This window comes from Thalassotalea sp. SU-HH00458, assembly GCF_040362795.1.
Lineage (GTDB): Bacteria > Pseudomonadota > Gammaproteobacteria > Enterobacterales > Alteromonadaceae > Thalassotalea_H > Thalassotalea_H castellviae.
On record NZ_BAABWW010000006.1, the window covers coordinates 96357 to 121088 of the forward strand.

Below are 24732 nucleotides of genomic sequence, written 5' to 3' on the forward strand. Positions count from 1 at the left end.
AAGTTGTTAACGTAAAAGTTAAGTGGTGAGATAAAGTAAAATACTTATAGATGTTGGAGTGTTCAGATCAGATAAAAATATCTAAGTGTTTGATATCTTCTTCATCGTCGTCATGAGGTTTGTTTGGATGTAAAATTTCCCGCTTATCTGTGATGACTGATTCAGATGGAATAATATTTTCATCATTAATGTCAGCATTGTCAGAATGCACATGAGTAGTAGGTTCTTTGGTACCTTGCTTTGCTTGCCGATTTTTTTGTTGCGAGTCGTGTTGTTTTTTTCCTTGAATAAAATACAAGTCATGATTTTCTAAATGATCATGATCTTCTTTTAACTTCTGAGTTTCCGCATCTTTGTCTAACGCTTTTACCCTAAGCTTTTCCGGCTTTATCGGGTTTGGCCTTACTTTTGCCAGCACGGTTGTAAAAATATCCACTAAATTCACCTTACCAATTAGTCAGTGATTGTCTCAAATAACCTTTGTACTTTGACTCTGTATCGGCAAGTATAATAAATAACTTACACTTAGACGATAAATTCATAAAACAATCACATTTAACACTTGCCCTAAATTAAAATTACCAGTAATGTAAAAAGCAATTAAAAGTAATGACAAGACGAAGCAAGCTTAATTCGTCAGTCAACGATACAATACAAAGACAACAAACGAGCGTTAAATATTATGAACCTAAACAGCATCCATCATCACCACCATCATACGGATTAGCTGCTCAGGTTTATTCGCTGAGGGGCTATTGACCTTTCAGTGGATTAGTTAGTAAAAATATCAGTTTCTAAACCCCCGAAAGAGTCAAACTCTCTCGGGGGTTTTCGCATTTTATGGCTTTGAAAATTGTATATACACATATAGATTTGAAAGATTAAAAACAGGTTTTCACCAAATTAGCATTAATAAAGGAAGTAGTAACATGACAACTGAACCAAGATTACGTATCGCGATGCAAAAGTCAGGGCGCTTAAGCGATGATACCCAAGCCTTATTGAAAAAATGTGGTTTAAAACTTAACGTATCAGATCGTCGTTTACTTGCTCATGTCACCAATTTACCGATAGATATCATGCGAGTACGTAGTTCAGATATCCCAGGTTTAGTGATGGACGGAGTCTGTGACTTAGGTATTGTCGGTGATAATACGTTAGAAGAAACCGCGTTAGAACGAGAATTAATGGGGCAAAAACACCAATATATTCGCACTTCTGGTTTAAATTTTGGCGGATGTCGCTTATCAATTGCGATGCCAGAAGGTTTTAATTATCAAGGTATACAAAGTTTAGATGGTTTGCGCTTTGCCACCACCTACCCACAATTATTAAACCGTTTTGCCAAAGCCAATGGCATTAATATTGATTTTTGTTTATTAAAAGGCTCGGTAGAAGTCGCGCCTCGGGTTGGCCTAGCTGACGGCATTTGTGACTTAGTTTCTACCGGCGCAACTCTTGAAGCGAACGGTTTAGTTGAAGTAGAAGAAATCTTTAAATCAAAAGCGTCATTGATCCAAACAGCTACATCGCTTTCACCTGAGAAACAAAATATTCTCGATACTTTATTGCCTCGTATTCAAGGAGTTATGAAAGCAAAAGAAAGTAAATACATTATGCTACACGCGCCAAAAGATAAAATTGTCGAAGTGAGTGCTTTAATGCCAGGCAAAGAAACGCCAACTATTTTACCGCTTGCTGGTCGTGATGATTTAGTTGCAGTGCACGTTGTGGCAACGGAAACATTTTTCTGGGAAACCATGGAAAAACTTAACTCCCTTGGCTGTAACTCAATTTTAGTTATGCCAATAGAAAAAATGATGGGCTAATAGTCACACTATTGATAGTAGTTAGGAACTGGAAATAATGAAAAACGAAATGATCAACTGGCAGGCCTTATCAAAGCAAGAACAGCAAACCGCCCTTGCTCGCCCTGCCATAAGCGAAAGTCGATTACTGTCGCAACAAGTTGAAAATATATTATCGAATGTACGAAACAATGGTGATAAAGCACTTTTTGAATTAACTGAAAAATTTGATGGGGTAAAGCTCACTAAATTATCGGTTAGCCAAGCACAAATTGATGCCGCCAAAAAAGCGTTATCGACAAAAAGATACCAAGCAATAAAAACGGCTTATCAACAAATTAGACGATTTCACCAAGCGCAAATCGCTAAAGATATTACAGTTGAAACTACGCCCGGTGTATGTTGTACCTTAAAAACAGAAGCCATTGAAAGTGTTGGTTTATATATTCCAGCAGGCAGCGCACCATTACCGTCAACGGTATTGATGTTAGGTGTTCCAGCACAACTTGCCCAATGCCCTCGTACGGTTTTAGTTTGCCCACCCGATCAGCAAGGAAACTTAGCTAACGAAGTGCTTGTAGCTGCTGAGTTATGTGAAATCGATGAAATATATAGCGTTGGTGGCGCGCAAGGTTGTGCTGCGTTAGCGTTTGGCACTGAGACTATTCAGGCGGTTAATAAAATTTTTGGCCCAGGAAATAAATACGTTACCGAAGCAAAAAAACAACTTTCTCAACAAGTAAACGGTTTTGCTATCGATATGCCAGCAGGCCCTTCTGAAGTGTTAGTGATTGCTGATGAAAAGGCAAATCCTGCCTTTGTTGCTGCAGATTTATTGTCACAAGCGGAGCACGGCCCTGATAGCCAAGTAATATTATTATCTGACAGTCCAACGCTTATCGAAGCCGTACAAAGTCAATTACTCGCGCAAGTGGCTATTTTATCTCGTCGCTCGATAGCCGAACAGGCATTAACACAAAGTCGCTTAATTTTAACTGCCGATTTAGTTGAAGCGGTTGAAGTATCTAATCTTTATGGCCCAGAGCATTTAATTATTCAAACTGAAAATGCTCAAGCTTTACTCAGGAAACTGAGAAATGCAGGTTCCATTTTTGTCGGCGCTTATACCCCTGAGTCTGCCGGCGATTATGCTAGTGGCACAAACCACGTATTACCTACCTATGGTTATTCAAAAGTTATCTCAAGTTTATCATTAGCCGATTTCTCTCGACGATATACTGTGCAAGAAATCACAAAAACCGGTTTATCTAATTTAGCCGAGTGCATCACTGAACTTACCGATGCAGAAGGTTTAGATGGTCACAAACGTGCCGTGACTATTCGACTTGAAGAGCAAGGAGTTTAAGATGACTATTGCGAAAAAACTTGCCAGGGAAGAACTTGTTGATATGGTGCCGTATCAATCAGCACGTCGCTTGTATGCCGGTGGCAGTGAGTTCTCGTCTAAAATCTGGCTGAATGCAAATGAAGCGTCGGGAGCTGGAAGTTATCAAGTAAATAGTGACTGTATTAACCGTTATCCTGATTTTCAACCAGACAATTTAATAAACGCTTACAGCGACTACACAGGGCTAAACAACAAAAATATTTTAGCGACTCGCGGCGCAGATGAAGGTATTGAGTTATTAATTAGAACGTTTTGTAAAGCTTATCAGGACAGTATATTAATCTGCCCTCCCACCTATGGAATGTATGCTATTAGTGCTGAAAATCATGGCGCTGATATTATTAAAGTGCCTCTTATTGCTGAAACATCGCAACTTGATTTAACCGCATTAAAAGCCCAAGTAGGCAAAGTCAAAGTCGTTTTTTTGTGCTCACCAGGTAATCCAACCGGAAATTTGCTAACCGAAAGCTCAATTAAATCTGCGCTTGATATGTTTGGTGACAGCGCCATCGTAGTTGTTGATGAGGCTTATATTGAATTTAGTCCTGAAAACACAGCTATCAAATGGCTTGAACAGTACCCACAATTAGTGGTGTTAAGAACCCTTTCAAAAGCTTTTGCATTAGCAGGCTTACGTTGTGGTTTTACTTTAGCAAATGCCGATATTATTGAGATGTTAAGTAAAGTCATTGCTCCTTACCCTATTGCTGCACCTGTTGCTGAAATTGCCAGTTCGGCGCTAACTTCACAAGGGCTAAAACAAGTCAGTAATCGAGTGCAAGAAACCAACCTTTTACGTGAGCAATTATCAACGTGGTTAAAAGAGCAAGCTTGGTGTCATAAAGTATATCCCAGCGATTCAAATTTTGTGTTATTTAAAACAGTCAATACTGAAACAAAAGCGTTTATTTTTAGCTGCCTTGAGCAACAAGGTATTTTAATTCGCGATCAATCTAAGCAATTACAACTGGCCGACTGTTTACGAATTAGTATCGGCAGTGAACGTGAGTTATCCATTTTAAAGCAAACTATCGCCACGGCGATAAATAACAAATTGAAAGAAGAGAAATAATCATGGCACTGAACGCTAAAAACCAAAATATATTATTTATTGATCGTGACGGTACCTTAATTGAAGAGCCCATCACAGATAAACAAGTCGATAGCCTAGAAAAACTTGTGTTTGAACCTAACGTAGTACCGGTTTTGTTATCATTACAAAAAAAAGGCTTCCATTTAGTGATGGTTTCTAACCAAGATGGTTTAGGAACAGACAGCTATCCACAAGCCGATTTTGATTTACCTCACAACAAAATGATGGATATATTTACTTCACAAGGCGTGCAATTTGACGAAGTACTACTTTGCCCTCACTTTGATGAAGATAACTGTAGCTGCCGCAAACCTAAATTAGGTTTGGTTAGTGATTATTTACAACAAGGAAAAGTGAATTTTGCCAATTCATTTGTTATTGGCGACCGAGAAACCGACATGCAATTGGCTGCCAATATGGGCATTCAAGGCATCAAATATAATCGCGACTCGCTTAATTGGACTGACATTGCCGAACAATTATTAACTCAATCACGTACCGCTAATATTGTCAGAACCACAAAAGAAACCGACATCAATGTTGCGGTAAATTTAGATAAAGTGGGTCAAGTGAATATCAAAACTGGTTTGGGATTTTTTGACCATATGCTTGAACAAATTGCGACACACGGTGGTTTTTCAATGGAGATCAGTGTTGATGGTGATTATCATATCGACGAACACCACAGTGTAGAAGACACCGCTCTAGCGCTTGGCCAAGCGTTAAAAGAGGCATTAGGCGATAAACGTGGTATTGGTCGTTTTGGTTTTGTTTTACCTATGGATGAATGCCGAGCAGAATGCTCAATTGATTTGTCAGGTCGTCCATGGCTTGAGTTTGATGCAAATTTTACCGATAAAAACGTCGGTCAAATGTCAACGCAAATGGTGTCGCATTTTTTCCGTTCATTGGCTGACTCTATGGCAATAACGCTACATTTATCAACCTCTGAAGGTAATTGTCATCACCAAGTTGAAAGTTTGTTTAAAGTATTTGGTCGCGCTTTGCGTCAAGCAATCACGGTAAGTGGCGACGTTTTACCTAGCTCAAAAGGAACGCTTTAATGGCGAAGACTGCAATAACACAACATAAGATCGTTATTGTTGATACCGGTTGTGCCAACCTATCCTCGGTGAAATTTGCCGTAGCACGTTTAGGTTATCAAGCGACGATCACTGACGATACAACACTGATAAAACAAGCAGATAAAGTGATATTTCCCGGCGTAGGTAGTGCAAAACACGCCATGGACAATATCATTAAAAAACGCTTAGTTGAAACGTTACAGCAATTAACGCAACCTGTTTTAGGCTTTTGCTTAGGCATGCAATTGATGACCAATTCATCGGCAGAAAATAGTAATGGCGAAACCGTAGAGTGCTTAAAGTTAATTCCCACAGAGGTAACGCCACTTAATGCCCAATCATTACGTTTACCTCATATGGGTTGGAATACGTTAACGTCAGTCAGTGATCACCCTGTCTTTGCTGGTATTAATGTCGGTGATTATTTTTACTTTGTTCATAGTTTTGCCGCACCAGTAAGTGAATATACCGTAGCAAGTTGTCAGTATGGCTCAGAGTTTTCCGCGGCTATTGCCAAAGACAATTTTATTGGCTGCCAATTTCATCCTGAACGATCAAGTGAATTAGGCAGTAAAATAATTAAAAATTTTTTAGAGATATAACATTATGATGATCCCTGCAATTGATCTAATAAACGGCGAAGTTGTTCGTTTATTTCAAGGTGATTACGCACAGAAAACCAATTACCAATATACCGTACAAGAACGTCAACAAGCTTATGCAAAATCTGGCGCTACTGTTATGCACTTTGTTGATTTAGATGGTGCGAAAGATAGTACTAAACGTCAACTTGAAACCCTGAAAACCGTGGTAAAACATCCAAGTATGACCATTCAAGTAGGCGGTGGTGTTCGTTGTGAAGACGACGTCAAACAACTACTAGATTTAGGGGCAGATCGAGTCGTTATCGGTAGCTTAGCCATAAAGCAACCTGACTTAGTCAGTGAATGGCTTAAAACGTATGGCAGTGAAAAAATCGTTTTAGCACTTGATATAAAAATTGATGAACAAGGAAATAAAACCTTACCGACTCATGGCTGGATAGAAGACAGTGGTGTTAATTTAGAGGACTTATTAGCGCAATACCAAGACGCAGGAATCAAACATGTGCTTTGTACTGATATCAGTAAAGACGGGACATTAACAGGCACAAATGTCGAGTTATATCATGAAGTTTGTAAAAAATATCCTGACATACAATGGCAAGCTTCTGGTGGTATAGGCTGTTTAGACGATATTAAAGCTTTGATCCCTACAGGAGTTAGCGGCGTAATTTTAGGTCGCTCTTTACTTGAAGGTAAATTTACCCTTGAGGAGGCAATCGCATGTTGGCCAAACGCATAATCCCCTGTCTTGATGTGAGAGACGGAAAAGTAGTGAAAGGTGTGCAATTTCGTAACCATGAAATTATTGGCGATATAGTGCCACTTGCACAAAAATATGCTGAAGCTGGTGCTGATGAATTGGTTTTCTATGATATTACCGCCAGCTCAGACGAACGCGTTGTTGATAAAAGTTGGGTCAGTAGAATTGCAGAAGTGATTGATATTCCTTTTTGTGTTGCCGGGGGGATTAAAACCGAGCAAGATGCTAAAGAAATATTGATGATGGGCGCGGATAAAATATCGATCAACTCACCTGCTCTTCGCGATCCTTCCTTGATATCTCGATTAGCAGATGTTTTTGGTCAACAATGTATAGTGGTCGGTATCGATAGCTTTTATGATAAAGCAACGAACGTTTATCAAGTTTATCAATTTACTGGTGATGAACATAAAACACAGCAAACCAAGTGGACCACCTTTGATTGGATCAAAGAAGTTCAACAGCGTGGTGCCGGTGAAATTGTGTTAAATTGTATGAATCAAGATGGCGTTCGACAAGGATACGACCTTGAGCAATTAACGAAAGCACGTAAAGTTTGTAACGTGCCTTTAATCGCTTCAGGTGGTGCGGGTGAAATCCAACATTTTATTGATGTTTTTAAACAAGCTGACGTCGATGGAGCCCTAGCGGCAAGTGTCTTCCATAAAGGTATTATTCCTATGGATACTTTAAAAGAAACTTTAAATCAAAATCAGGTAGAAATTAGACTATGTTAGTAACCCAAGAAAACCTTCAAACATTAGCATGGGAAAAAATGGCCGACCTGATCCCAGCCATAATTCAACATCACAAAACCGGCGCAATTTTAATGCAAGGTTATATGAACCAAGCCTCATTATCACAAACGTTAATCACAGAAAAAGCCACATTTTATAGTCGCTCAAAACAAGCGCTATGGGTGAAAGGTGAAACGTCTGGGCATTTTCTCAACGTAAAGCAAGTATTAACCGATTGCGATAAAGACAGCTTACTCATTGCTTGTGAGCCAATTGGGCCAAGTTGTCATTTAGGCACAGAGTCTTGTTTTCCAGAACAGTCACTTAGCCAACAAAACTTTTTAAGTCAACTTGAAGAGGTCATAAAAAGCCGTAAAAACGATGCGCCAGAAGACAGCTATACCGCACATTTATTTTCTCGCGGAACAACAAAAATGGCACAAAAAGTCGGTGAAGAAGGTGTTGAAGTTGCGCTCGCAGCTGTGGCTGAAACCAAAGAAGATCTATTAGGTGAATGCGCTGACTTGTTCTATCACACACTGGTTTTACTACAAGATCAAAATATAGACATGTCAGAAGTTATGGAAGTCTTACAAAAAAGACATCAAAAATAACCTATCATTTGAGCTTGGCAAAATATCCCAACAAAGGCATCTTCGAGATAAAAGAAGATGCCTTTATTTTTCTGCAAGGCTATACTGCTAGTTACCGCTTGGGATTTAATAAACATTTAATACATTCTTTTTACTCAAATCGACTTTAAGTTATTTTATGTTAATAAAACTTACCTCAAAATTCTGTTTTTTCATTCCCTGCTTTGTGCTGCAAAGTTTAGTTTTTTCTTTTCAAAGTCATGCAGAAAAAGTGACTATTTTTATTCGTGATGATGTTTTTTATGATTATGAGAAGTTTGTCGATGGCAGAGATATTTTATCAATTAAAAATTTTTCAGGTAAAACAATCCGTCGTGATGTGGTAGATATGATCATTGCGCAACAAGCCCTGAAAATAGGCGGCTTTAAACATACTTTTGAATACATTCCAGGAAAATTAAACTTTAGAAATACCAAGTTACTAGAAGAAGGAAAGTTACTAATAAGCTTTGACTCATATTGGTTATCAGATGCAAAAAAATTGGTCAACGATGTCCATATTTCACTGCCACTAATAAACAAAGGTGAATATATTGCCGGGATCTATACCAACCCCAATAATAAAGCAGTGCTCGAGATAAAGTCACTTGAAGATTTAGCTCAATTTACAGCGGTTTCTACTCCCCGATGGGCTACAGACTGGAAAACCTTACAAGCACTCCCATTAAAAGATTTGATCCATGAAGATGAATGGCTTAGCCAAGCAAGAATGGTAAATTTAGGCTGGATTGATTTTATGCTAATGGCGTTTCATTCCACAAAAGATCAATCTTTTACCATGAATAAAATTCATTTAGTCCCGGTTAAAAATATCGGGATTGAATTAAAGGATAGTAGACATTATGTGATCAGCAAAAAGCACCCGCTGGGCGCTGAGGCAATTAAGGCTATTAATATTGGTTTACAAGCACTTAGAAAAGAAAAGCACATTAGCCGCGCATACCAACAAGCGGGATTTTTTGTTGATAAAAATACAATCCATATTCTCAATAAATAGTGCATTGATAAACCCGACATAATAATTCATGCTCCTTTTCAACCTTTTATTCTCGGCTTCATGCCTTGCCTAAATTTGTCACATTTTCATCAAAAATTATTGAACTTTTATTAACATAATTGTAATATATGCGCCCTAGAATTTATGGAACTAACTAACCGCTAAGGAATAGCAATGTTTAAATATTGGTCCCTAAAAAAATACGGTACAAAATTACTTCCTTATTTAGAAAAAAGGTTTGGCAAGCGCGACTTTTATAGTGCTTCTGAAATCAGAACTATCGTATATCAACAAGACTTTAACCCTAAATATTTACCACTCGGTTATATTTTATTTCTCGATCCTAAAGCAATTGAAACTACTTTTCATAATGAATTTCCACAGTTAAATATTACTGAATACAAACAAGAAATTTTGGGTTATATAAATAAAAAGCACTTTCAAGGTGCTCTTAAAGTATTACAACCCGCTTCTTAGTAATAAATCATTTGCTTTTATCTATACAAAATGAAGAAAACATGATGAAATAATTTTTTATTATTTGATCATGTTTCATTATGTCTACCTCTCACCATTGGCAAGTCAAAACCTTTAAACAGCTCACTTTAGATGAATTATACGATGTATTAAAATTACGTATTGACGTTTTTGTTGTAGAACAAACTTGTTTTTACCCTGATTTAGACAATCTCGATCGACATCCAGAAACTCGTCATATATTTTTATATAGCGATCAAGGTGAAATGATCGCCTATTCCAGAGTTTTAGCTAAAGGTGTTAGTTATCAAACGCATCCTGCAATAGGACGTGTCATTATTGCCGAACAAGCTAGAGGAAATGGCATTGCACATCAATTGATCGAAAAGTCATTAGATGTATGCGCTGAGTTTTTTCCGAAACAAGGCGTCAAAATATCTGCCCAAGAACATCTAGAGCAATTTTATAATCGCCACGGATTTAATAAGTGCTCAGAAATGTATTTAGAAGACGGTATTGCACATATATCCATGACAAAGACAGCTTAGCTGAAAAGTAAGCTGTCTTTTATTTTCCATTAATGTAGCTACACAAACATAAACAGTCGAATATTTTCAATAGCTAAAACAATAATTGAAATAAAACTCGACAACATCCCTAGAGTACGAAATTTACTTGGCCCAATTGAATGCGTTATGCCAATGCTATGTAACACTCTTCCAATGAAAAATGCACCGCCGATAACATGTAGTAACATTTGCCCACTACCATTAATTTCAGCACATGCCAGTAATAAACAAACGATCGGCGTATATTCGGCAAAATTGCCGTGCACTCTAATCGCTTGTGCCAAAGGCTCATGGCCACCGTCACCAATGCCGGTTTGAAATCGAAAGCGAAGTTTTATAATCCGAACCGCTAGCACGATATAAAGTAAGCCCAATAATGAAAGGTATAACCCTGTTATAGATAAAGTCATTTTAAACTAAGTCCTACAAATGATGTCCATTGAAAAGCAATAGATCCTTTATAGATAATAACGAATTTAACGTGAAGAAAAATAAATAATTGCCGAGAATGACAGAAAAATGCGCTAGTTTAGAATGAGGTATTAACTATTAACTTGAGCAGATGTGAAGTTATTTCTTTATATGTTGATAACTTCCATCCCAATGTTCATTCGGTGGTTCACATTTATACGCTTCGATTCTTTTTAAATAAATACTGACAAGTGGGGAAAAATTAAAGTCAGGGTTAATCTGATTAAATGCCTGTTCAGATAGTTCAAACTGTTGATTAAAATAATATTTTTGCGCTAAAGAAAAACATTTAAAATCGTCTGATGTTACCTGTTGTTCATCCTTGAGCACCGTATAAATGAATATCGGTGTACTTTTACCAACGACCTTTACTTTATCAACCAGTAAATAATTAAAGTCTGGGGCTTGTTGCTGAGTAAATTCACTAACCAATAACTCAACTCCATAGAATTTTGTTAACCCCTCTAAACGAGAAGCTAAATTAACCGCATCTCCTATAACCGTGTAACTTCTTCTAAAGTCAGAGCCCATATCACCGACATTCATCTCTCCGGTATTGATACCAATTCCAATACTCACACTTGGTTTGCCTTGTTGAATAAACTCCTCATTTAACTTGGTTAAGTTCGATAACATTTCAAGTCCAGCATGAATGCTTTTCTGGCTATGGAGTTCATCAGTGATAGGGGCTCCCCAAAATGCCATGATCATATCGCCAACATATTTATCAATAGTGCCGTCTTTTCGCAATATTTCATTGGTTAGCGGAGAGAAAACACTATTTAGCCAATCCTTAAGTTCATTCGCTGGCATAGATTCAGAGATCGAAGTAAAGTTTCTAATATCGCAAAACATCACCGATAATGTTTTCCTTTCTCCTTCAAGATTAATGGCCGTTGAGTCGGACAACAATTTATCAATATGCGCACCAGGAACATATTGAGCAAACATAGATTTAATCACTTTTCGTCGATTAGATTCGCTAAAAAAGCCATAACCAATGAAATAAGTTGCAAATATCAAGGTTTGTAATAGTAAAACTACGATTGGTAAATCTATCCTGTAAATTCGCCAAAGGGATAAATTTACCGTAATAACACTAATTATAATCAGCACGGTGAAAACAACGCTGAACAAGGCATCTTTATGAGGAAATACCAGCAAACACAGTAAACTAATGATCATTAATTGAATAAATATTGCCCCTTTCCACCAATCAGGCCGATACGGTATGTTGTTTGGGGACATTAGTGCATCGAATACTGTTGCATGAATTTCCACTCCTGGATAATTCACACTCACGGGCGTAGTTTGTAAATCAGCTAAGCCAATGGCTGAAGTACCAACAAAAACTACCGCTTGTTCAAAACGGTTATCCGTTACTTTTCCTTGAATTAAATCGGCAGCAGAAGTGTAGGTATAGTGATTTTTTTGACCACGATAAGGGATCAATATCTGTGCAGAGTCATCAGTAGGTATAGTGACATTTCCTATGGTTACCCCTTCAAAGTAGGCATTGTTTGATTGCTCCCATTCGATGTTTATCTGATCAACTAAACTATAAACGCGAAAGGCTTCTAACGCTAAAGAAGGAAATAAATGTTGCTCATATTCAATAACTAAGGGAGTACGCCTTACAACACCATCAAAATCAGTTATGGCATTCATAAAGCCCTGACCTGCAGCTACTTTTGAAAAACGGGTGATAGGATTTGTATAACCAGTGAATGTCACAAAGTTTTCTTGTAGCGTGTTGCTATTCTCTGATGAACTAGTGCTTTTAACTAAATGACTTCTTTTAGCCATATTATCGGCATCAATACTCTTTTGCGAAATACTCTGATCAGCAAACCTGTTTTGTGAAGCATCATTCATTACCCGGCTTTTTTTTACAAAGCCACCTACTTTAATTTTGTTGTGATAATGAAATAAATTGGCAAGTACTATGTCATTGTTTGCCATTGATAAAGCAAAAGCGCCATCATAATCAAAATAATCATTGAGAAGCATTTGCTCATTCTGACTTAGTTGCGGTAAAACACGAGTAATATCTTTTACAGGGCTATCTTGTGATTCAGAAAATAGAATATCGTAAACAATAACAATGGCGCCTTGTTCAGTGAGGGTTTGGGTTAATTTAGCAAATTTTTCGCGTGACCAAGGCATACGACCAAAGTGTGCAATACTTTCTTCGTCAATATCAACAATTTGAATATTGGTTAAATTTGTAGTTTGTGGGGCCAGTAATTTAATTTTTAAATCATAAACCAGACCATCAAGTCGATTAACAACCTGAGCAATAATAGCAGGGCTAAAAAACTGCAAACTAACCGTTAAGCAAAAAATAAGCGTTGCTACAGCTAAGAAATGATGTTTAGTTAACGTTGAATAAAGTTTTATCTGCGGCACCTTCTAGCTTGTTTCAATTGACATTTAATACCACAGTTGCAGAGCTTACCCCGCCATTTTGATCATGACATAAATATACAAAGCTATCTTGGCCGGTAAAATTATTTTCAGGTGTGTAAGTAAAACTGCCATCACTTTTTAGTACGACAGAGCCATGACTGGGCTGTTGTTTTATCTCTGCAATAAATTTAGGTAATTCGCCATTATTATCGAATGTTAATTCAAAAACTTCACCCGTATTTGCACTAAGCCAAACTTGGCTACCGTTATGACTTAATTCAATGCCGCTCACTTGTGCCACTCCTTGTGGCAAATTAATATTACGGAGAAAATCGCCTGTCGTACTATATTCAGCAATAACATTTTCGATGCTGCTGATCACATATAAATTTCCGGTAAGGGGATCAGATGAAATATCACCAAAATGAACACTGAACGAATGCTCCGTATTACTTAATTCAAAAGTATTTATCACAACACCTGTTTGAGCATTAATTTCGGCAATGGTATTACTACCAGACGCTGGTACCCTATCTTGTAACAAAAATAAACTGTTCGTTTTAGTATTGTAGGTACCACCAACCACATGACTGTTGCCAAAGGCTGTTGTTAGTTGAGCTAACTCAACACCACTGACCGGATCTAAGGCGTATATTTCAGCAACATCAGTTTCACCATTGATAACTAAAATAGCCCCTTGAGGGATAAGAGTATTGGCTATCATTAAACTTTCAGCAGCCACCTCAAGATCAAAATCATCTGCAGGCTCTCCGGGAATAGTTAATGCGCGTAATTGCGTGCCACTGCGATCATAAACATAAATACCTGCCCCTTGTGACGGATATAAATACGTTAACTGACGAAATTCGTCATATCCCAAGCCGACTAATGCGCCCATTGTTGGATTAAATTGACTATAAACCTTAAGCTGATCTCCCACGACAGCTACATCATCATCTAGGTCATTCAGTAGCACACCCGGTTGAGCAATAGTTAAAGGTGTATTGGTCGTTAATTGGTATTGATCATCAAACGCTAAAGGTAATTGATTCGCACCTGTGCCTAACGATGAATTAGGAATATCAAATGTCAGTTGGTTAAGTGACGCCACTAATTCGCTTCCTGCATTTAATCCTGTTTGGCCAATCGTGCATGCTTGTCCAGGTGGTAAATTTTGACAAGTTTCATCATTATTAATGGTTGCGCCAAAATTGATGGATTCGCTAAAAACAGGCTCAGGAAATTGACCAACAATGACTCCTCCACTTTCAGGAAATAGACTTAATTGGAAAATAGCGTCACCAACATCAGTAAATGATAAAATATTACTACCAGCGGAAATAGAGTGCGCTAAAACAGGTGATACTCCGACCCCACCATATGTCATGGTAAATGCATACTGGCCTTGTGTTCCACCAGTATTATTCTCTACATAGTCACCGATAACAGTACATATAGTATCGATATGCTGTACACAATTTCCCAAAGAATAACGTCCTGTTCCAATACTACTGCCTTGTGGTAATTCTTCCCCTAATCCCGAATATCTTAATTGACTATTAATTGTTATTGAGTGACCAGAAATAGGAGCTTTCAATGCCGCAACGTCTATTGAAACGTTTGCTTGTGCACTACCTCCCGTATGGTTCGCTATTTGATAAGTAAAATTATCACGTCCTAAAAAGTTAGCATTCGGTGAATATTCAAATGCGCCTGAAGTTTGTAGGGTAACTTGGCCGTTTTGAGGTGCTTGCACAAGATTAACATCGACAGGAATTGTTTGATCCAGAGGATCATAATCATTTAATAATACCCCTTGATTCGCTTCAATCAAAAGTGTGGTATTTTCTATTGCATCATATCTATCAACAACTGCGACTGGAGGTTCGACAGGAGGATCTACAGGAGGCTCAACCGGCGTATCATTTGGAACCACCTGTTGTTCTTCACTAAAAGCACTTTCCCCTGAGCCGTCAATGCCTGTCACTAAAACATAATAAGTAACATCTTCTGATAAGTTACTAAACTCAATCGGGCCTTGAACAACAGCTAACCGTGCTTGCCCTTCGGCTAAATCATTAAAGTTACTTAGATTAACGCCGCTGGTTGCAGCAAGATAAACATTATATCGATTTAAGTTTTCATTTTTTGTCCAATCGACCCGAATAGTACTACCGTCAGAGCTGCGATAAATATCAAGCCCTGAAATAATTTTAGGTTGCCAATTGATCTCGATAGTCGCGACTTTCGTACTTTGCCCATTGGCATTAAATATCCATAAACTGACTTCCTGTAAACCTGTATTTGCGCCATAGTTTCGAGGGTTAATACCACTAACAGTATCGCTTAGTTTCGTTTGACAATCACTCTCGCCTTGGCACAGTGCAAAACCCGATGTATTGTTGCCAAAGCGTAATTGAACCTCTGTAATAGTTTCTGTGGAAGTTACCGAATAAGTGATTAATAAATTGCCTTGAACAACTTCACCAGGTAATGGGTTTGTAAAACTCCCTTTATTGACGATATTACTCGCCTTTTCTCGTAATGTTCCCACTTGCTGGTTGTTTGAGTCGTTGTCACTAGCACCGCCACACGCATTTAACATCAAAGAGAGCAGTAAAATAGTTGCTATACGAAACATAATAAAATCCTCTTTCACCAGCTTACTCATGACTATTTAAAAGAAAACTGCCACCGGCATTAACCTCAGGGTTAAGTAACTCCGCCAAAGTAAAGCTCCCTAAGACCCCGTGCCCTTGATTAATTAAATAACCATTAATTTCACCACTCGCTAATGCATTATTATGAGATGCAAAGTTGATACTTAAATCTAATTCACCTTGTTCTATAATACCGTCCATCGCTGCAAACCATTCACCACCATTATCATTGAATGAAATTTGACCATTTGACACTCGAGCCGTATCAAAATTAATATTCATTGAAATCGCAAGATCACTAATTTCGCCACTACTGCTAACAACAGAGGATTGTTCTAACTCAGAGAAGAGTATTTCACCACTGCGACTTATTTCAGGCTCTAATCCTAAAGTTGAAACTTGAAGTTCATTGCCAAAAAAAGTTTGTGCGCCTTTATTTTCTAATGCGGGTGCATAATAAATTTCATCCCCAATGAACAAACTATCCGATGTGGGTAAAATATCATCTGTCCTTACGGTCATTACTGTATTCTCGGCTAAATCATGACTATGACCTTCTGAAAATACAGCAGGGACGGTTAATAAAAACTCAACACTGCCGTCAACTCGGACAATAGCAAATTTATGAGGTAATTCTGGACCCAAGGAAAATTGTTGATTTTCGGTGCCCGCAAGCACATCGATATCAATGATGCCTTCCCAGGTAGCTAAATATAAATCACCGTCAAGCAACTCAGCTTCATAATGTGTTCCTCGAACCCCAATACTCGCCACAGGTGTCTGCATGGTGTAATTACCAGAAGCCTTGTTTAAAGACCCTGTGATAGTTCGTAAACCTCCTTTAAGCAATGACATAGAAACATTGCCATGATGAGTTTCTTGATTAAATTCATATTGGTTAATCGCTAATTGACTTTGTTGCTGAATAGATAATAAACCACCGTCAATCATTCTAAGTTGCGTCGCACTATTTATCGCTGTTTTAACTAAATCTTCAGTAAAAATCGGCGATCTTCTGGTTAATTCACGGATGTTTTGCTTCATTTCAGCATTCACCGTTCCTTTGGCCATAATGGTTTTACCCGCATTTTCACTTGCCTGTAAAACAGGTAAAAAGAATACATAAGTAGTAAATACAACGAGTAGTTTATTCATAGTTAACTCCAACACTAAAAGTCATATTGCCCACCTATCCAAAATTTATAGCGGCTAAATTCATATAACGAAAGATTACTATTATTGTTTAAATAACTAAGTTTAGAGAACAAACGCCATTGGGTATTATATTGATACCCCAACTCTAATTCGGCGCGAATAAAGCTATCATCGCGGACAATATTAAACACTTTGTCTGGTGCATTATATTCTCCCGTTAAATAATCAAAAGAAGCTTTATAATGCCATAATGGTGTTAGCGTTTGCTTCAGACTGTACCCTACTCCCCAAAAATCTCTACTTGAAAAGTCATTGACTGATTGCTTGGCATTTTCTTTTGCAAATCGAGCGGTAAAACGATGAGTGCCATTATAAAATGGTTGTTCTAGCCAAGCTTCAATTAACGATTGCTGTTTGTTAAGTAGGGTTTCTTGATTATAATCTTCAAAAGCGTGTGAGTAATCGACGCCTAATCGACTGTCTTGCCATATTATCTGGTTAACACCAATTTTTCCGCCATAGTAATTCAGAAAGTCTTCGCTATCTAACCATAGTGGTCGATAAAAAAGACTCGCATTTATCTCATAATTTTTTATTCGAGTTTGATAGCCAGCAAACAAACTTGCAAAGCTTTTAGAAAGGGCTGATTGCTCGGTAAAATCAACATGTAATATTGAGGCAGATGCATACCATTTAGCTAGTTGATCTATCGGTTTTACATACAATGTTTGTCCTTGAATATTATAAAATGAACTGCTTATTTCTCTACTATTCTCAAATAAACGTATTTGGCCGAGCAATGGCAATGTAATAAATTCATCTGAACTACCATTATTTGCATTACTGTCTGTACCAAACCCTGCTCTTAACCAATGACGCCAATGGCCATTTGTTTCACCTGTGCGTTTTTCTATTGCCGCAAGATATTGATTCACAATGGTTAATAATTTAGTAGAGAGTTGCTGCTTAGAGAGTAGAGAAAACTCTGTTTTTGCACCTTGAAAGTTTTTCAGATCGTAATAGCTAATTGCCAAGCCTAATCTAGCATCTATTGAGTTGGGTTTTACAAACAACACCCGCTCAAACGCGTAAACGGCTTGATTAAACTCCCCCACCGCTCGAGCCGCCAATGCGAAGGCTAAATCAAATTGAGGATCACCTTCATGTTCACTCGCAGCCTCGGTGGCTAGCTGAAATGCTTGAGCTGATTGTTGAGATTTTAATAACGAAAGTATTTTTTCAGGCGAGGTCGCATTTGCCATCACAAAGTTGCTATCAAGCGATAACAATAAAAATAGAACCAGCCAAGATCTGTTATTTTTATAATAAAGTTTATTCATTTGCTTAAGTTACTTGCGTATCTAATAAATGATTTTTATTAAAAAAAGAATAGTCACTACAATGCTATTAAGCAAATTAACATACTGGTAACATATTTATGAGGGAATTTTAAATGACCAAATCAGGAGAAATTATGAGTAAACTCCCCCGTTAACCCTAGTTATTCATACTTTATTTTATTGGGTTAAGATAGAGAAACATTCTCATCCTGCAGTTCAAAATTTTGACAATCGTTAAATTTCATCGATAAAAAAAGCTTGCCAAAGCAAGCTTTTTTCAAATTGATAGGCGTAGTTTTACCGCAACTATCGCGTGGGATATATTGTTGTTAGCCTAATTTTTTCGCTAATAAAGCACTTACTTCATCAACAGGCTGAGTGCCATCAATAGTCAAATATGAGCAAGCACCTGATGAAGATTCAGCTTGATAATAATCTACTAAAGGTTTTGTTTGTTCGTGATAAATACCTAAACGTTTACGAACGGTTGCTTCTTCATCATCTGGACGGATAGATAATTCTTCACCCGTTTCATCATCCTTACCTTCTTCTTTCGGCGGATTATAAACCACATGATATACACGACCAGAGCCTGCATGAACTCGACGACCAGCCATACGCTCAACAATAACTTCATCCGGTACGTCAAATTCAATAACACTATCGACAGCAACACCATTTTCTTTCATGGCATCCGCTTGTGGGATAGTACGAGGAAAGCCGTCTAATAAAAATCCTGCTTTACAGTCATCTTCTGCAATACGTTCTTTTACAAGACCGATTATTAATTCGTCAGAAACTAATTGACCTGAATCCATCACGGCTTTCGCCTTTTGACCAAGTTCTGTACCTGCTTTAATGGCCGCACGAAGCATATCGCCAGTTGAAATTTGTGGAATGCCAAATTTAGCCATTAAAAATTGTGCTTGAGTACCTTTACCAGCGCCTGGAGCACCTAACAAAATTATTCGCATAGAATGTTACCCTATATGTTTAATATACTTATTTGGCTGTAAAACTAAATTTAAGAAGAAAATACTCAGGTATTTTTACCTAATAATTTAACAGCCAAATCAGTATGCTTTATTCTTTTTAAAAGTTGCCACACTATACATATTCACTTGTTGTCTAACAAGTAGCATTTCATGGTATACAACAAAAAAGGGGCAAAAAAGCCCCTTTTATCTACTAAAGTCTAATCAAACATTTGTTTGATTTTTACTTTTAATCCTTTAGCTAAAAAATGAATAGTTTTACGCTTGATTATTTCGTTAAACTTAACATTAATTTATTTAAGCGAGAAACAAAGCTAGCGGGATCTTTTAAACTACCTCTTTCTGCTAACATTGCCTGCTCAAATAATACTTCAGTCCATTGCTTGAATTTGTCATCGTCAGTTTCATCAGCAACGTGCTTAACCAATTCGTGTTCAGCATTAATTTCAAAAATAGGCAAGGTTTCCGGAACTTCCTGACCTACCGATTGCATTAATTTAATCATTTGACTACTCATATCATGCTCATCAGCAACAATACAAGCAGGCGAGTCGGTTAAACGTTGCGACAATTTAACGTCTTTCACTTTACCTTCTAATGATGTTTTAATGCGCGAAACAACGGAATCAAACTCTTGTTCAAGTTTTTCTTGTGCTTCTTTTGCAGCTTCATCTTCCATGTCACCAAGATCTAAGCCACCACGAGTCACTGATTGTAATTGCTTACCGTCTACTTCTGTTAAGTGGCTTACTAACCATTCATCAATGCGATCAGACATTAATAACACTTCAATGCCTTTCTTACGGAAAACTTCTAGATGCGGACTGTTTTTAGCCGCTTCAAAGCTGTCTGCAACCACATAATAAATCTTGTCTTGGCCTTCTTTCATACGCTCAATATATTCAGGAATTGAAACATTTTGAACGGCTGTATCTGTCTCTGTTGAAGCAAAACGTAAAAGCTTAGCAACTTGTTCTTTGTTTGCGTGATCTTCAGCTGGACCTTCTTTTAGGACTTGACCGAATTCATTCCAAAAGATTTGATATTGCTCTTTATCTTTATTACCTAATCTCTCAAGCATTTTAAGTACGCGCTTTGTACAGCCTTTACGGATAGCTTGAGTAATTTTATTATCTTGTAAAATTTCACGAGAAACGTTTAATGGTAAATCATTTGAGTCTAATAACCCTTTAACAAAACGTAAGTAAGTTGGCATAAACTGTTCAGCGTCGTCCATAATAAATACACGTTGAACGAATAACTTTAAGCCGTGCTGTTTTTCACGGTTATGCATATCAAATGGCGCTTTACTTGGAATATAAAGCAAAGAAGTATATTCAGTTTTCCCTTCTACTTTATTGTGCTCCCATAAAAGTGGGTCACCAAAGTCATGAGAAACATGCTTGTAGAATTCTTTGTATTCATCATCAGATACTTCTGATTTTTCACGTGTCCATAATGCAGTTGCTTTGTTAACCGCTTCCCAAGTAGCTGGGATAGCTTCTCGCGCTTCAACGGCAGGTGTAGTTACATTACCTTCTTCATCCTTAACTTCTTCCACCGCTTCAACCGCAGGAACCTCAGGCGTTAACATTTCAACTTTTACTGAAATGTGATCTGAGTATTTAGTCACAATAGACTTTAAACGCCAATCATCAGCAAACTCTGACTCTTCTTCTTTCAAGTGAAGAATAATGTCGGTACCACGGTTTGCTTTTTCTATTTTAGCGGTAGTAAATTCACCTTCACCAGCACTTGTCCACTCAACACCTTCACTTGCAGCCACGCCAGCAGCACGAGAACGAACGGTGACATGATCAGCAACAATAAATGCCGAGTAAAAACCAACACCAAACTGACCAATCAATTGAGAATCAGACGCTTGGTCGCCAGAAAGTTGTGAGAAAAACTCAGCAGTACCAGATTTAGCTATCGTCCCTAAGTGCTCAATGATTTGCTCTTGGGTCATCCCAATACCGTTATCTGAAATGGTAATGGTATTATTTTCTTTATCGCAACTGACACGAACACGTAAATCACCATCTCCTTCATATAAATCTGCTTGAGATAGCGCTTTAAAACGAAGTTTATCAGCAGCATCGGCAGCATTTGACACTAATTCTCTTAAGAAAATCTCTTTATTTGAATATAATGAGTGGATCATCAATTGAAGCAATTGCTTCACTTCAGTTTGAAAACCATGCACTTCTTTTTGGTCTGTGTCTGACATATGTAAAACTTCCTACATTAACTATTTTAAACGATTGGTTAGCGCGAATAAGTTATTAAACGCGTTGATAGTTAACATGTGGGGTTTAGGAAAGTTATTTCAAGGAAAAATTATAGGTATTTAGCTAATTTCTTAAAATTAATGTGGATACAAAGCTTTATGTGACTGTCTAATTTTCTCGACGATATAGGCAGGGGTTTCTTTACTTAACGCCATACAGATGGGCGCTTGGTTCATTTCATCAAAAGTATAAACTTTTTCAACTGTGTCTTCAGGCAAACCTTTTTCTTTTACTATTTGAAAAATAGCCATTTCTGCTTCAACAATCAAGTCCACTCTATTTTTAAGAAGCATCAATATATTCGAGTCATTAGTTGCGGTTAGCTGAAGGTTTACCCCTTCTTTCATTCCTTTACTTATAAAAAATTCATGAGGAAAAGTGCCTCTGGTTAAATTAATAGTGTAATTTGCCAGATCATTAGCCGCGTCTATTTTTATATCTTTTCGTTTGGCTAGTTTATATACAGAGTGAACCGGTCTTTTAGCAATTGGACATATCCAATGTAATAAATCTTCTCGTAATGGCGTGCGAAAAATAGAGTAAATTAACGTATTTTTATGGGTTCTGGCATAAGAAAAAGCCCGTTGCCAAGGATAAAGGTTAATTTCATAGTCGATATTAGCATGATCTAAAATCGCTTTGACTAAATCTGTAGAGGTACCAGCAATCTCTTGATTTTTATCAAAATAATTAAATGGAAACCAAGTTTCTGTCACAACAGATATAGTATAATCATCAACTTGATTTTCGTGAGTTTCTTCATGTCCAAAACTAGATTGAACAAAAAGCATTAAAGTTAAGACAGCATAACGCCAAAACAGTTGTTGAATAGTTTGGATTTTTATCTGCTTATTGATTTTCGGTGTTTTTTGCAAAGGATACCTTTTATACTTATTTTGTTTTACTCAAGTTTGTGATGCTCATTATTGTGTTAATTCAGTAAGAAAAATTGACTATTTAACTGAGACGTCACACCTTGGCTTGATAACTGTTTTAAAGCTTGTTGGAACTGATACGCTTTACTTTGTTTGCTTAATATATATTCGCGATTGTCGAGTGATTTTGCTCGCTTAGCATCAAAATCATCATTATAACGTTCATCAGCAAAGCTAGATTTTCTTGAAAAACCTAAATGAAGAGCCTCATAACTTTCGTTCAAAGGATACACTTTAATATTTTCATAAGGGTGAAGTGCTAAATAGTAATGAATAGCATCTTCGTTATAAAAATAAAAATCTACTTGTTTTTTACTAATTAATTCTACAACTTGTGCAATCGATAAATCGTAACCTGAGCGCATAAATACGCCATATTTTTCACCATCAATCGGTTTAGCGCCATGTGCAATGAGTAAGGTTTTTCCTTTCATTTCAGCTAACGATTGCACAGACTTAGTATCAAGATGTGAAATCACAGCAGATCGGCTTTTCAAGCCGCTGTCAATAAAATGCAGATACGTTTCCCTTTCATCGGAAAACCCTAACCCTGGATAAAAATCGACTTCACCTGTTTTAAGCATATGTAAAATACGTTTTTTAGGCGCTCGAATGACTTTAAGTTGACAGCCAATATTTGCTAATGCTTTGCTATATAAAGCATAGTAAAGTCCTTGATGATTCGGCGCTTCGGCAATAAAAGGTGAACGTTCTGAGGTTCGGTACCCCATCAACATTTCACACGCTTGGCTCGATGTAGTTAATAAAAAGATTAGTAAAAAACAGTATTTTAAACGCATACACAACATTTATGTACAATCTCATCTTTAAATCATAGAATAATTTGCCGTAAAGACAAAGCTTAACACTGAAGTAAATTCACATTATCAAAGGTCAACGTAGTGAAATTAACGGGAAAATAACTTACCTTGCTAGCCAACATTTGCAAGTTAAAGAAAATCACTTAAAAATGATAATTTTTCCGTCCAGACAGCGCATGTGAAAGTGTATTCCCATCAACATATTCTAGCTCACCACCTACAGGCACACCGTGGGCTATACGTGATATATTCACTTGGTATTTTTTGGTCAATTCAGCAATATAATGTGCAGTAGCCTCACCTTCTACCGTTGGATTTGTCGCTAAAATAACCTCTTTAAATTGGTTTTTCGCAAGCTGAGATTCCAAAATATCAAGCCCTAAATCATCGGGGCCTATCCCATCTAACGGAGATAAGTGCCCCATTAAAATAAAATATAACCCTTGAAATTCGCCTGTTTGTTCTATCGCAATAACATCAGCCGGCGTTTCCACTATACAAAGTTGTTCGCTGATTTTTCTTTTGGGGCTTAAACAAATATCGCAAAAGTCGGCTTCGGTAAACGTTCTACATTGTTGACAATGGCCAATGTTATCCATAGCTAAAGCTAAAGACTCCGCAAGTTTTTTACCACCAATACGATTTCTTTCCAATAAATGAAACGCCATTCGTTGTGCAGACTTTGCACCAACGCCAGGTAAACATTTAAAGGAATGGATAAGCTCTTGTACCAAAGGACTAAATTTCATAAACATCAACAACGTTTGATAGAAAAGTCGATAGTCTAACTGAGTTTGACGATAATATTAATCATTTTACTTGGTGTAATCGATCTTTATTGAGCCAACCACTTTTTCGAAACGAGTATGTTATCTTCAACAAGTATTTTACCTTCAAACGTATCACCTTGATTAACAACACCAACGCCTTTTGGCGTGCCTGTCATCACTATATCGCCATCCTGTAAAGTCATAAACGTCTGAATTTCAGATAAAATTTCATTCGGTTTAATCATCATAAGTTCAACACCACCTTGTTGGATTATATGGTTATTGATTTTAAGTTGTACGCACAAAGTTGGTGCTATTTTGTCGATGGCAATAAATTCACTAAAAACCACCGAACCATCAAAGGCTTTAGCTCGTTCCCAAGGTAGTTTGCTAGCTTTTAGCTGGCTCTGCAAAGCTCTTTTTGTTAGATCTAACCCCACGCCAACCGCCGAAAATCGACCTTGTTGATAGAGAAAACAAATTTCTGCTTCATAATGTAAGCATTCTTGATGAAAGGCTTTTAAAGTGGTTGAAATCGCTGAATTAGGCTTTAAAAAAACAACCATTTCATCAGGTACCTCATTGCCCAGTTCAGTGATGTGTTCAACATAATTGCGTCCCACACATACCACTTTGCTTGGTATGATAGATTTATTCTCAAGTAAAATACTGTTCATGTTTCCTCTTTCATTG

Annotated in this window: 23 protein-coding genes; 11 read left to right on the forward strand and 12 right to left on the reverse strand. The window is 37.4% G+C overall.

The genetic code is table 11. The annotated features are described in order from the left end of the window. Window positions 1-67: 67 nt before the first annotated feature. The gene (locus ABXH06_RS10715) at window positions 68-436 is read right to left on the reverse strand and encodes a hypothetical protein (protein WP_353518206.1); all 369 of its coding nucleotides are present in this window, start codon (window positions 434-436) and stop codon (window positions 68-70) included. Window positions 437-929: 493 nt separating this feature from the next. Here ABXH06_RS10715 and hisG point away from each other — a divergent pair, with 493 nt between their 5' ends. From hisG to ABXH06_RS10770, 11 genes are all read left to right on the forward strand, one after another. After that, on the forward strand, window positions 930-1829 hold the full coding sequence (gene hisG / locus ABXH06_RS10720; RefSeq protein ID WP_353518207.1) for an ATP phosphoribosyltransferase: 900 nt from the start codon (window positions 930-932) through the stop codon (window positions 1827-1829). A 37-nt stretch (window positions 1830-1866) separates the two neighbouring features. Next, on the forward strand, window positions 1867-3174 hold the full coding sequence (gene hisD / locus ABXH06_RS10725; RefSeq protein ID WP_353518208.1) for a histidinol dehydrogenase: 1308 nt from the start codon (window positions 1867-1869) through the stop codon (window positions 3172-3174). A gap of 1 nt (window position 3175) precedes the next feature. After that, window positions 3176-4288, forward strand: a complete 1113-nt coding sequence (hisC, locus tag ABXH06_RS10730) for a histidinol-phosphate transaminase (RefSeq protein WP_353518209.1) — start codon at window positions 3176-3178, stop codon at window positions 4286-4288. 2 nt (window positions 4289-4290) lie between these two features. Then, window positions 4291-5373, forward strand: a complete 1083-nt coding sequence (gene hisB / locus ABXH06_RS10735; RefSeq protein WP_353518210.1) for a bifunctional histidinol-phosphatase/imidazoleglycerol-phosphate dehydratase HisB — start codon at window positions 4291-4293, stop codon at window positions 5371-5373. After that, window positions 5373-5996: an imidazole glycerol phosphate synthase subunit HisH gene (gene hisH / locus ABXH06_RS10740; RefSeq protein ID WP_311576732.1), complete on the forward strand. Its 624-nt coding sequence runs from the start codon at window positions 5373-5375 to the stop codon at window positions 5994-5996. The genes hisB and hisH overlap by 1 nt, the downstream gene beginning before the upstream one ends. A gap of 4 nt (window positions 5997-6000) precedes the next feature. Further along, window positions 6001-6738, forward strand: a complete 738-nt coding sequence (gene hisA, locus ABXH06_RS10745; protein WP_353518211.1) for a 1-(5-phosphoribosyl)-5-[(5-phosphoribosylamino)methylideneamino]imidazole-4-carboxamide isomerase — start codon at window positions 6001-6003, stop codon at window positions 6736-6738. Continuing rightward, window positions 6720-7496: an imidazole glycerol phosphate synthase subunit HisF gene (hisF, locus tag ABXH06_RS10750; protein ID WP_311576737.1), complete on the forward strand. Its 777-nt coding sequence runs from the start codon at window positions 6720-6722 to the stop codon at window positions 7494-7496. Before hisA ends, hisF begins: the two co-directional genes overlap by 19 nt. After that, window positions 7490-8110 (forward strand): bifunctional phosphoribosyl-AMP cyclohydrolase/phosphoribosyl-ATP diphosphatase HisIE, encoded by a 621-nt coding sequence (gene hisIE, locus ABXH06_RS10755; protein WP_311576740.1) that lies wholly within the window; start codon window positions 7490-7492, stop codon window positions 8108-8110. Before hisF ends, hisIE begins: the two co-directional genes overlap by 7 nt. A gap of 157 nt (window positions 8111-8267) precedes the next feature. Next, window positions 8268-9146, forward strand: a complete 879-nt coding sequence (locus tag ABXH06_RS10760) for a hypothetical protein (protein WP_353518212.1) — start codon at window positions 8268-8270, stop codon at window positions 9144-9146. A gap of 174 nt (window positions 9147-9320) precedes the next feature. Next, the gene (locus tag ABXH06_RS10765; RefSeq protein ID WP_353518213.1) at window positions 9321-9623 is read left to right on the forward strand and encodes a DUF6559 family protein; all 303 of its coding nucleotides are present in this window, start codon (window positions 9321-9323) and stop codon (window positions 9621-9623) included. Between the two features lie 80 nt (window positions 9624-9703). Next, on the forward strand, window positions 9704-10171 hold the full coding sequence (locus ABXH06_RS10770; protein WP_353518214.1) for a GNAT family N-acetyltransferase: 468 nt from the start codon (window positions 9704-9706) through the stop codon (window positions 10169-10171). A 38-nt stretch (window positions 10172-10209) separates the two neighbouring features. On the opposite strand, the gene ABXH06_RS10775 is transcribed toward ABXH06_RS10770, so the two are convergent. From ABXH06_RS10775 to ABXH06_RS10825, 11 genes are all read right to left on the reverse strand, one after another. After that, window positions 10210-10602 (reverse strand): MAPEG family protein, encoded by a 393-nt coding sequence (locus tag ABXH06_RS10775; RefSeq protein WP_311576749.1) that lies wholly within the window; start codon window positions 10600-10602, stop codon window positions 10210-10212. Window positions 10603-10762: 160 nt separating this feature from the next. Continuing rightward, complete coding sequence (locus ABXH06_RS10780; RefSeq protein WP_353518215.1) at window positions 10763-13072, reverse strand: CHASE2 domain-containing protein; 2310 nt, start codon at window positions 13070-13072, stop codon at window positions 10763-10765. 13 nt (window positions 13073-13085) lie between these two features. Beyond that, entirely contained in the window at window positions 13086-15713 is a 2628-nt protein-coding gene (locus ABXH06_RS10785) for a cadherin-like domain-containing protein (RefSeq protein WP_353518216.1), read from the reverse strand. 22 nt (window positions 15714-15735) lie between these two features. Continuing rightward, window positions 15736-16887: a FecR family protein gene (locus ABXH06_RS10790; protein ID WP_353518217.1), complete on the reverse strand. Its 1152-nt coding sequence runs from the start codon at window positions 16885-16887 to the stop codon at window positions 15736-15738. Between the two features lie 14 nt (window positions 16888-16901). Next, the gene (locus ABXH06_RS10795) at window positions 16902-18227 is read right to left on the reverse strand and encodes a tetratricopeptide repeat protein (RefSeq protein ID WP_353518218.1); all 1326 of its coding nucleotides are present in this window, start codon (window positions 18225-18227) and stop codon (window positions 16902-16904) included. Between the two features lie 329 nt (window positions 18228-18556). After that, window positions 18557-19201, reverse strand: coding sequence for an adenylate kinase (gene adk, locus ABXH06_RS10800; protein ID WP_353518219.1), 645 nt, complete (start codon window positions 19199-19201; stop codon window positions 18557-18559). Window positions 19202-19490: 289 nt separating this feature from the next. Further along, a complete protein-coding gene (htpG, locus tag ABXH06_RS10805) occupies window positions 19491-21452 on the reverse strand; it encodes a molecular chaperone HtpG (RefSeq protein WP_353518220.1) in 1962 nt (653 codons plus the stop codon). Window positions 21453-21590: 138 nt separating this feature from the next. Then, a complete protein-coding gene (locus ABXH06_RS10810; protein ID WP_353518221.1) occupies window positions 21591-22388 on the reverse strand; it encodes a substrate-binding periplasmic protein in 798 nt (265 codons plus the stop codon). Window positions 22389-22444: 56 nt separating this feature from the next. Then, the gene (locus tag ABXH06_RS10815) at window positions 22445-23248 is read right to left on the reverse strand and encodes a substrate-binding periplasmic protein (RefSeq protein WP_353518222.1); all 804 of its coding nucleotides are present in this window, start codon (window positions 23246-23248) and stop codon (window positions 22445-22447) included. A gap of 164 nt (window positions 23249-23412) precedes the next feature. Then, the gene (recR, locus tag ABXH06_RS10820; protein ID WP_311576777.1) at window positions 23413-24018 is read right to left on the reverse strand and encodes a recombination mediator RecR; all 606 of its coding nucleotides are present in this window, start codon (window positions 24016-24018) and stop codon (window positions 23413-23415) included. Between the two features lie 86 nt (window positions 24019-24104). Further along, complete coding sequence (locus ABXH06_RS10825) at window positions 24105-24716, reverse strand: fumarylacetoacetate hydrolase family protein (protein WP_353518223.1); 612 nt, start codon at window positions 24714-24716, stop codon at window positions 24105-24107. Window positions 24717-24732: the final 16 nt, after the last annotated feature.

Coding starts and splice junctions, on each gene's coding strand:
- hisG (WP_353518207.1), top strand. CDS start 930: ATGACAACTGAACCAAGATTACGTATCGCGATGCAAAAGTCAGGGCGC.
- hisD (WP_353518208.1), top strand. CDS start 1,867: ATGAAAAACGAAATGATCAACTGGCAGGCCTTATCAAAGCAAGAACAG.
- hisC (WP_353518209.1), top strand. CDS start 3,176: ATGACTATTGCGAAAAAACTTGCCAGGGAAGAACTTGTTGATATGGTG.
- hisB (WP_353518210.1), top strand. CDS start 4,291: ATGGCACTGAACGCTAAAAACCAAAATATATTATTTATTGATCGTGAC.
- hisH (WP_311576732.1), top strand. CDS start 5,373: ATGGCGAAGACTGCAATAACACAACATAAGATCGTTATTGTTGATACC.
- hisA (WP_353518211.1), top strand. CDS start 6,001: ATGATGATCCCTGCAATTGATCTAATAAACGGCGAAGTTGTTCGTTTA.
- hisF (WP_311576737.1), top strand. CDS start 6,720: ATGTTGGCCAAACGCATAATCCCCTGTCTTGATGTGAGAGACGGAAAA.
- hisIE (WP_311576740.1), top strand. CDS start 7,490: ATGTTAGTAACCCAAGAAAACCTTCAAACATTAGCATGGGAAAAAATG.
- ABXH06_RS10760 (WP_353518212.1), top strand. CDS start 8,268: ATGTTAATAAAACTTACCTCAAAATTCTGTTTTTTCATTCCCTGCTTT.
- ABXH06_RS10765 (WP_353518213.1), top strand. CDS start 9,321: ATGTTTAAATATTGGTCCCTAAAAAAATACGGTACAAAATTACTTCCT.
- ABXH06_RS10770 (WP_353518214.1), top strand. CDS start 9,704: ATGTCTACCTCTCACCATTGGCAAGTCAAAACCTTTAAACAGCTCACT.
- ABXH06_RS10775 (WP_311576749.1), bottom strand. CDS start 10,602: ATGACTTTATCTATAACAGGGTTATACCTTTCATTATTGGGCTTACTT.
- ABXH06_RS10785 (WP_353518216.1), bottom strand. CDS start 15,713: ATGTTTCGTATAGCAACTATTTTACTGCTCTCTTTGATGTTAAATGCG.
- ABXH06_RS10790 (WP_353518217.1), bottom strand. CDS start 16,887: ATGAATAAACTACTCGTTGTATTTACTACTTATGTATTCTTTTTACCT.
- ABXH06_RS10795 (WP_353518218.1), bottom strand. CDS start 18,227: ATGAATAAACTTTATTATAAAAATAACAGATCTTGGCTGGTTCTATTT.
- adk (WP_353518219.1), bottom strand. CDS start 19,201: ATGCGAATAATTTTGTTAGGTGCTCCAGGCGCTGGTAAAGGTACTCAA.
- htpG (WP_353518220.1), bottom strand. CDS start 21,452: ATGTCAGACACAGACCAAAAAGAAGTGCATGGTTTTCAAACTGAAGTG.
- ABXH06_RS10815 (WP_353518222.1), bottom strand. CDS start 23,248: ATGCGTTTAAAATACTGTTTTTTACTAATCTTTTTATTAACTACATCG.
- recR (WP_311576777.1), bottom strand. CDS start 24,018: ATGAAATTTAGTCCTTTGGTACAAGAGCTTATCCATTCCTTTAAATGT.
- ABXH06_RS10825 (WP_353518223.1), bottom strand. CDS start 24,716: ATGAACAGTATTTTACTTGAGAATAAATCTATCATACCAAGCAAAGTG.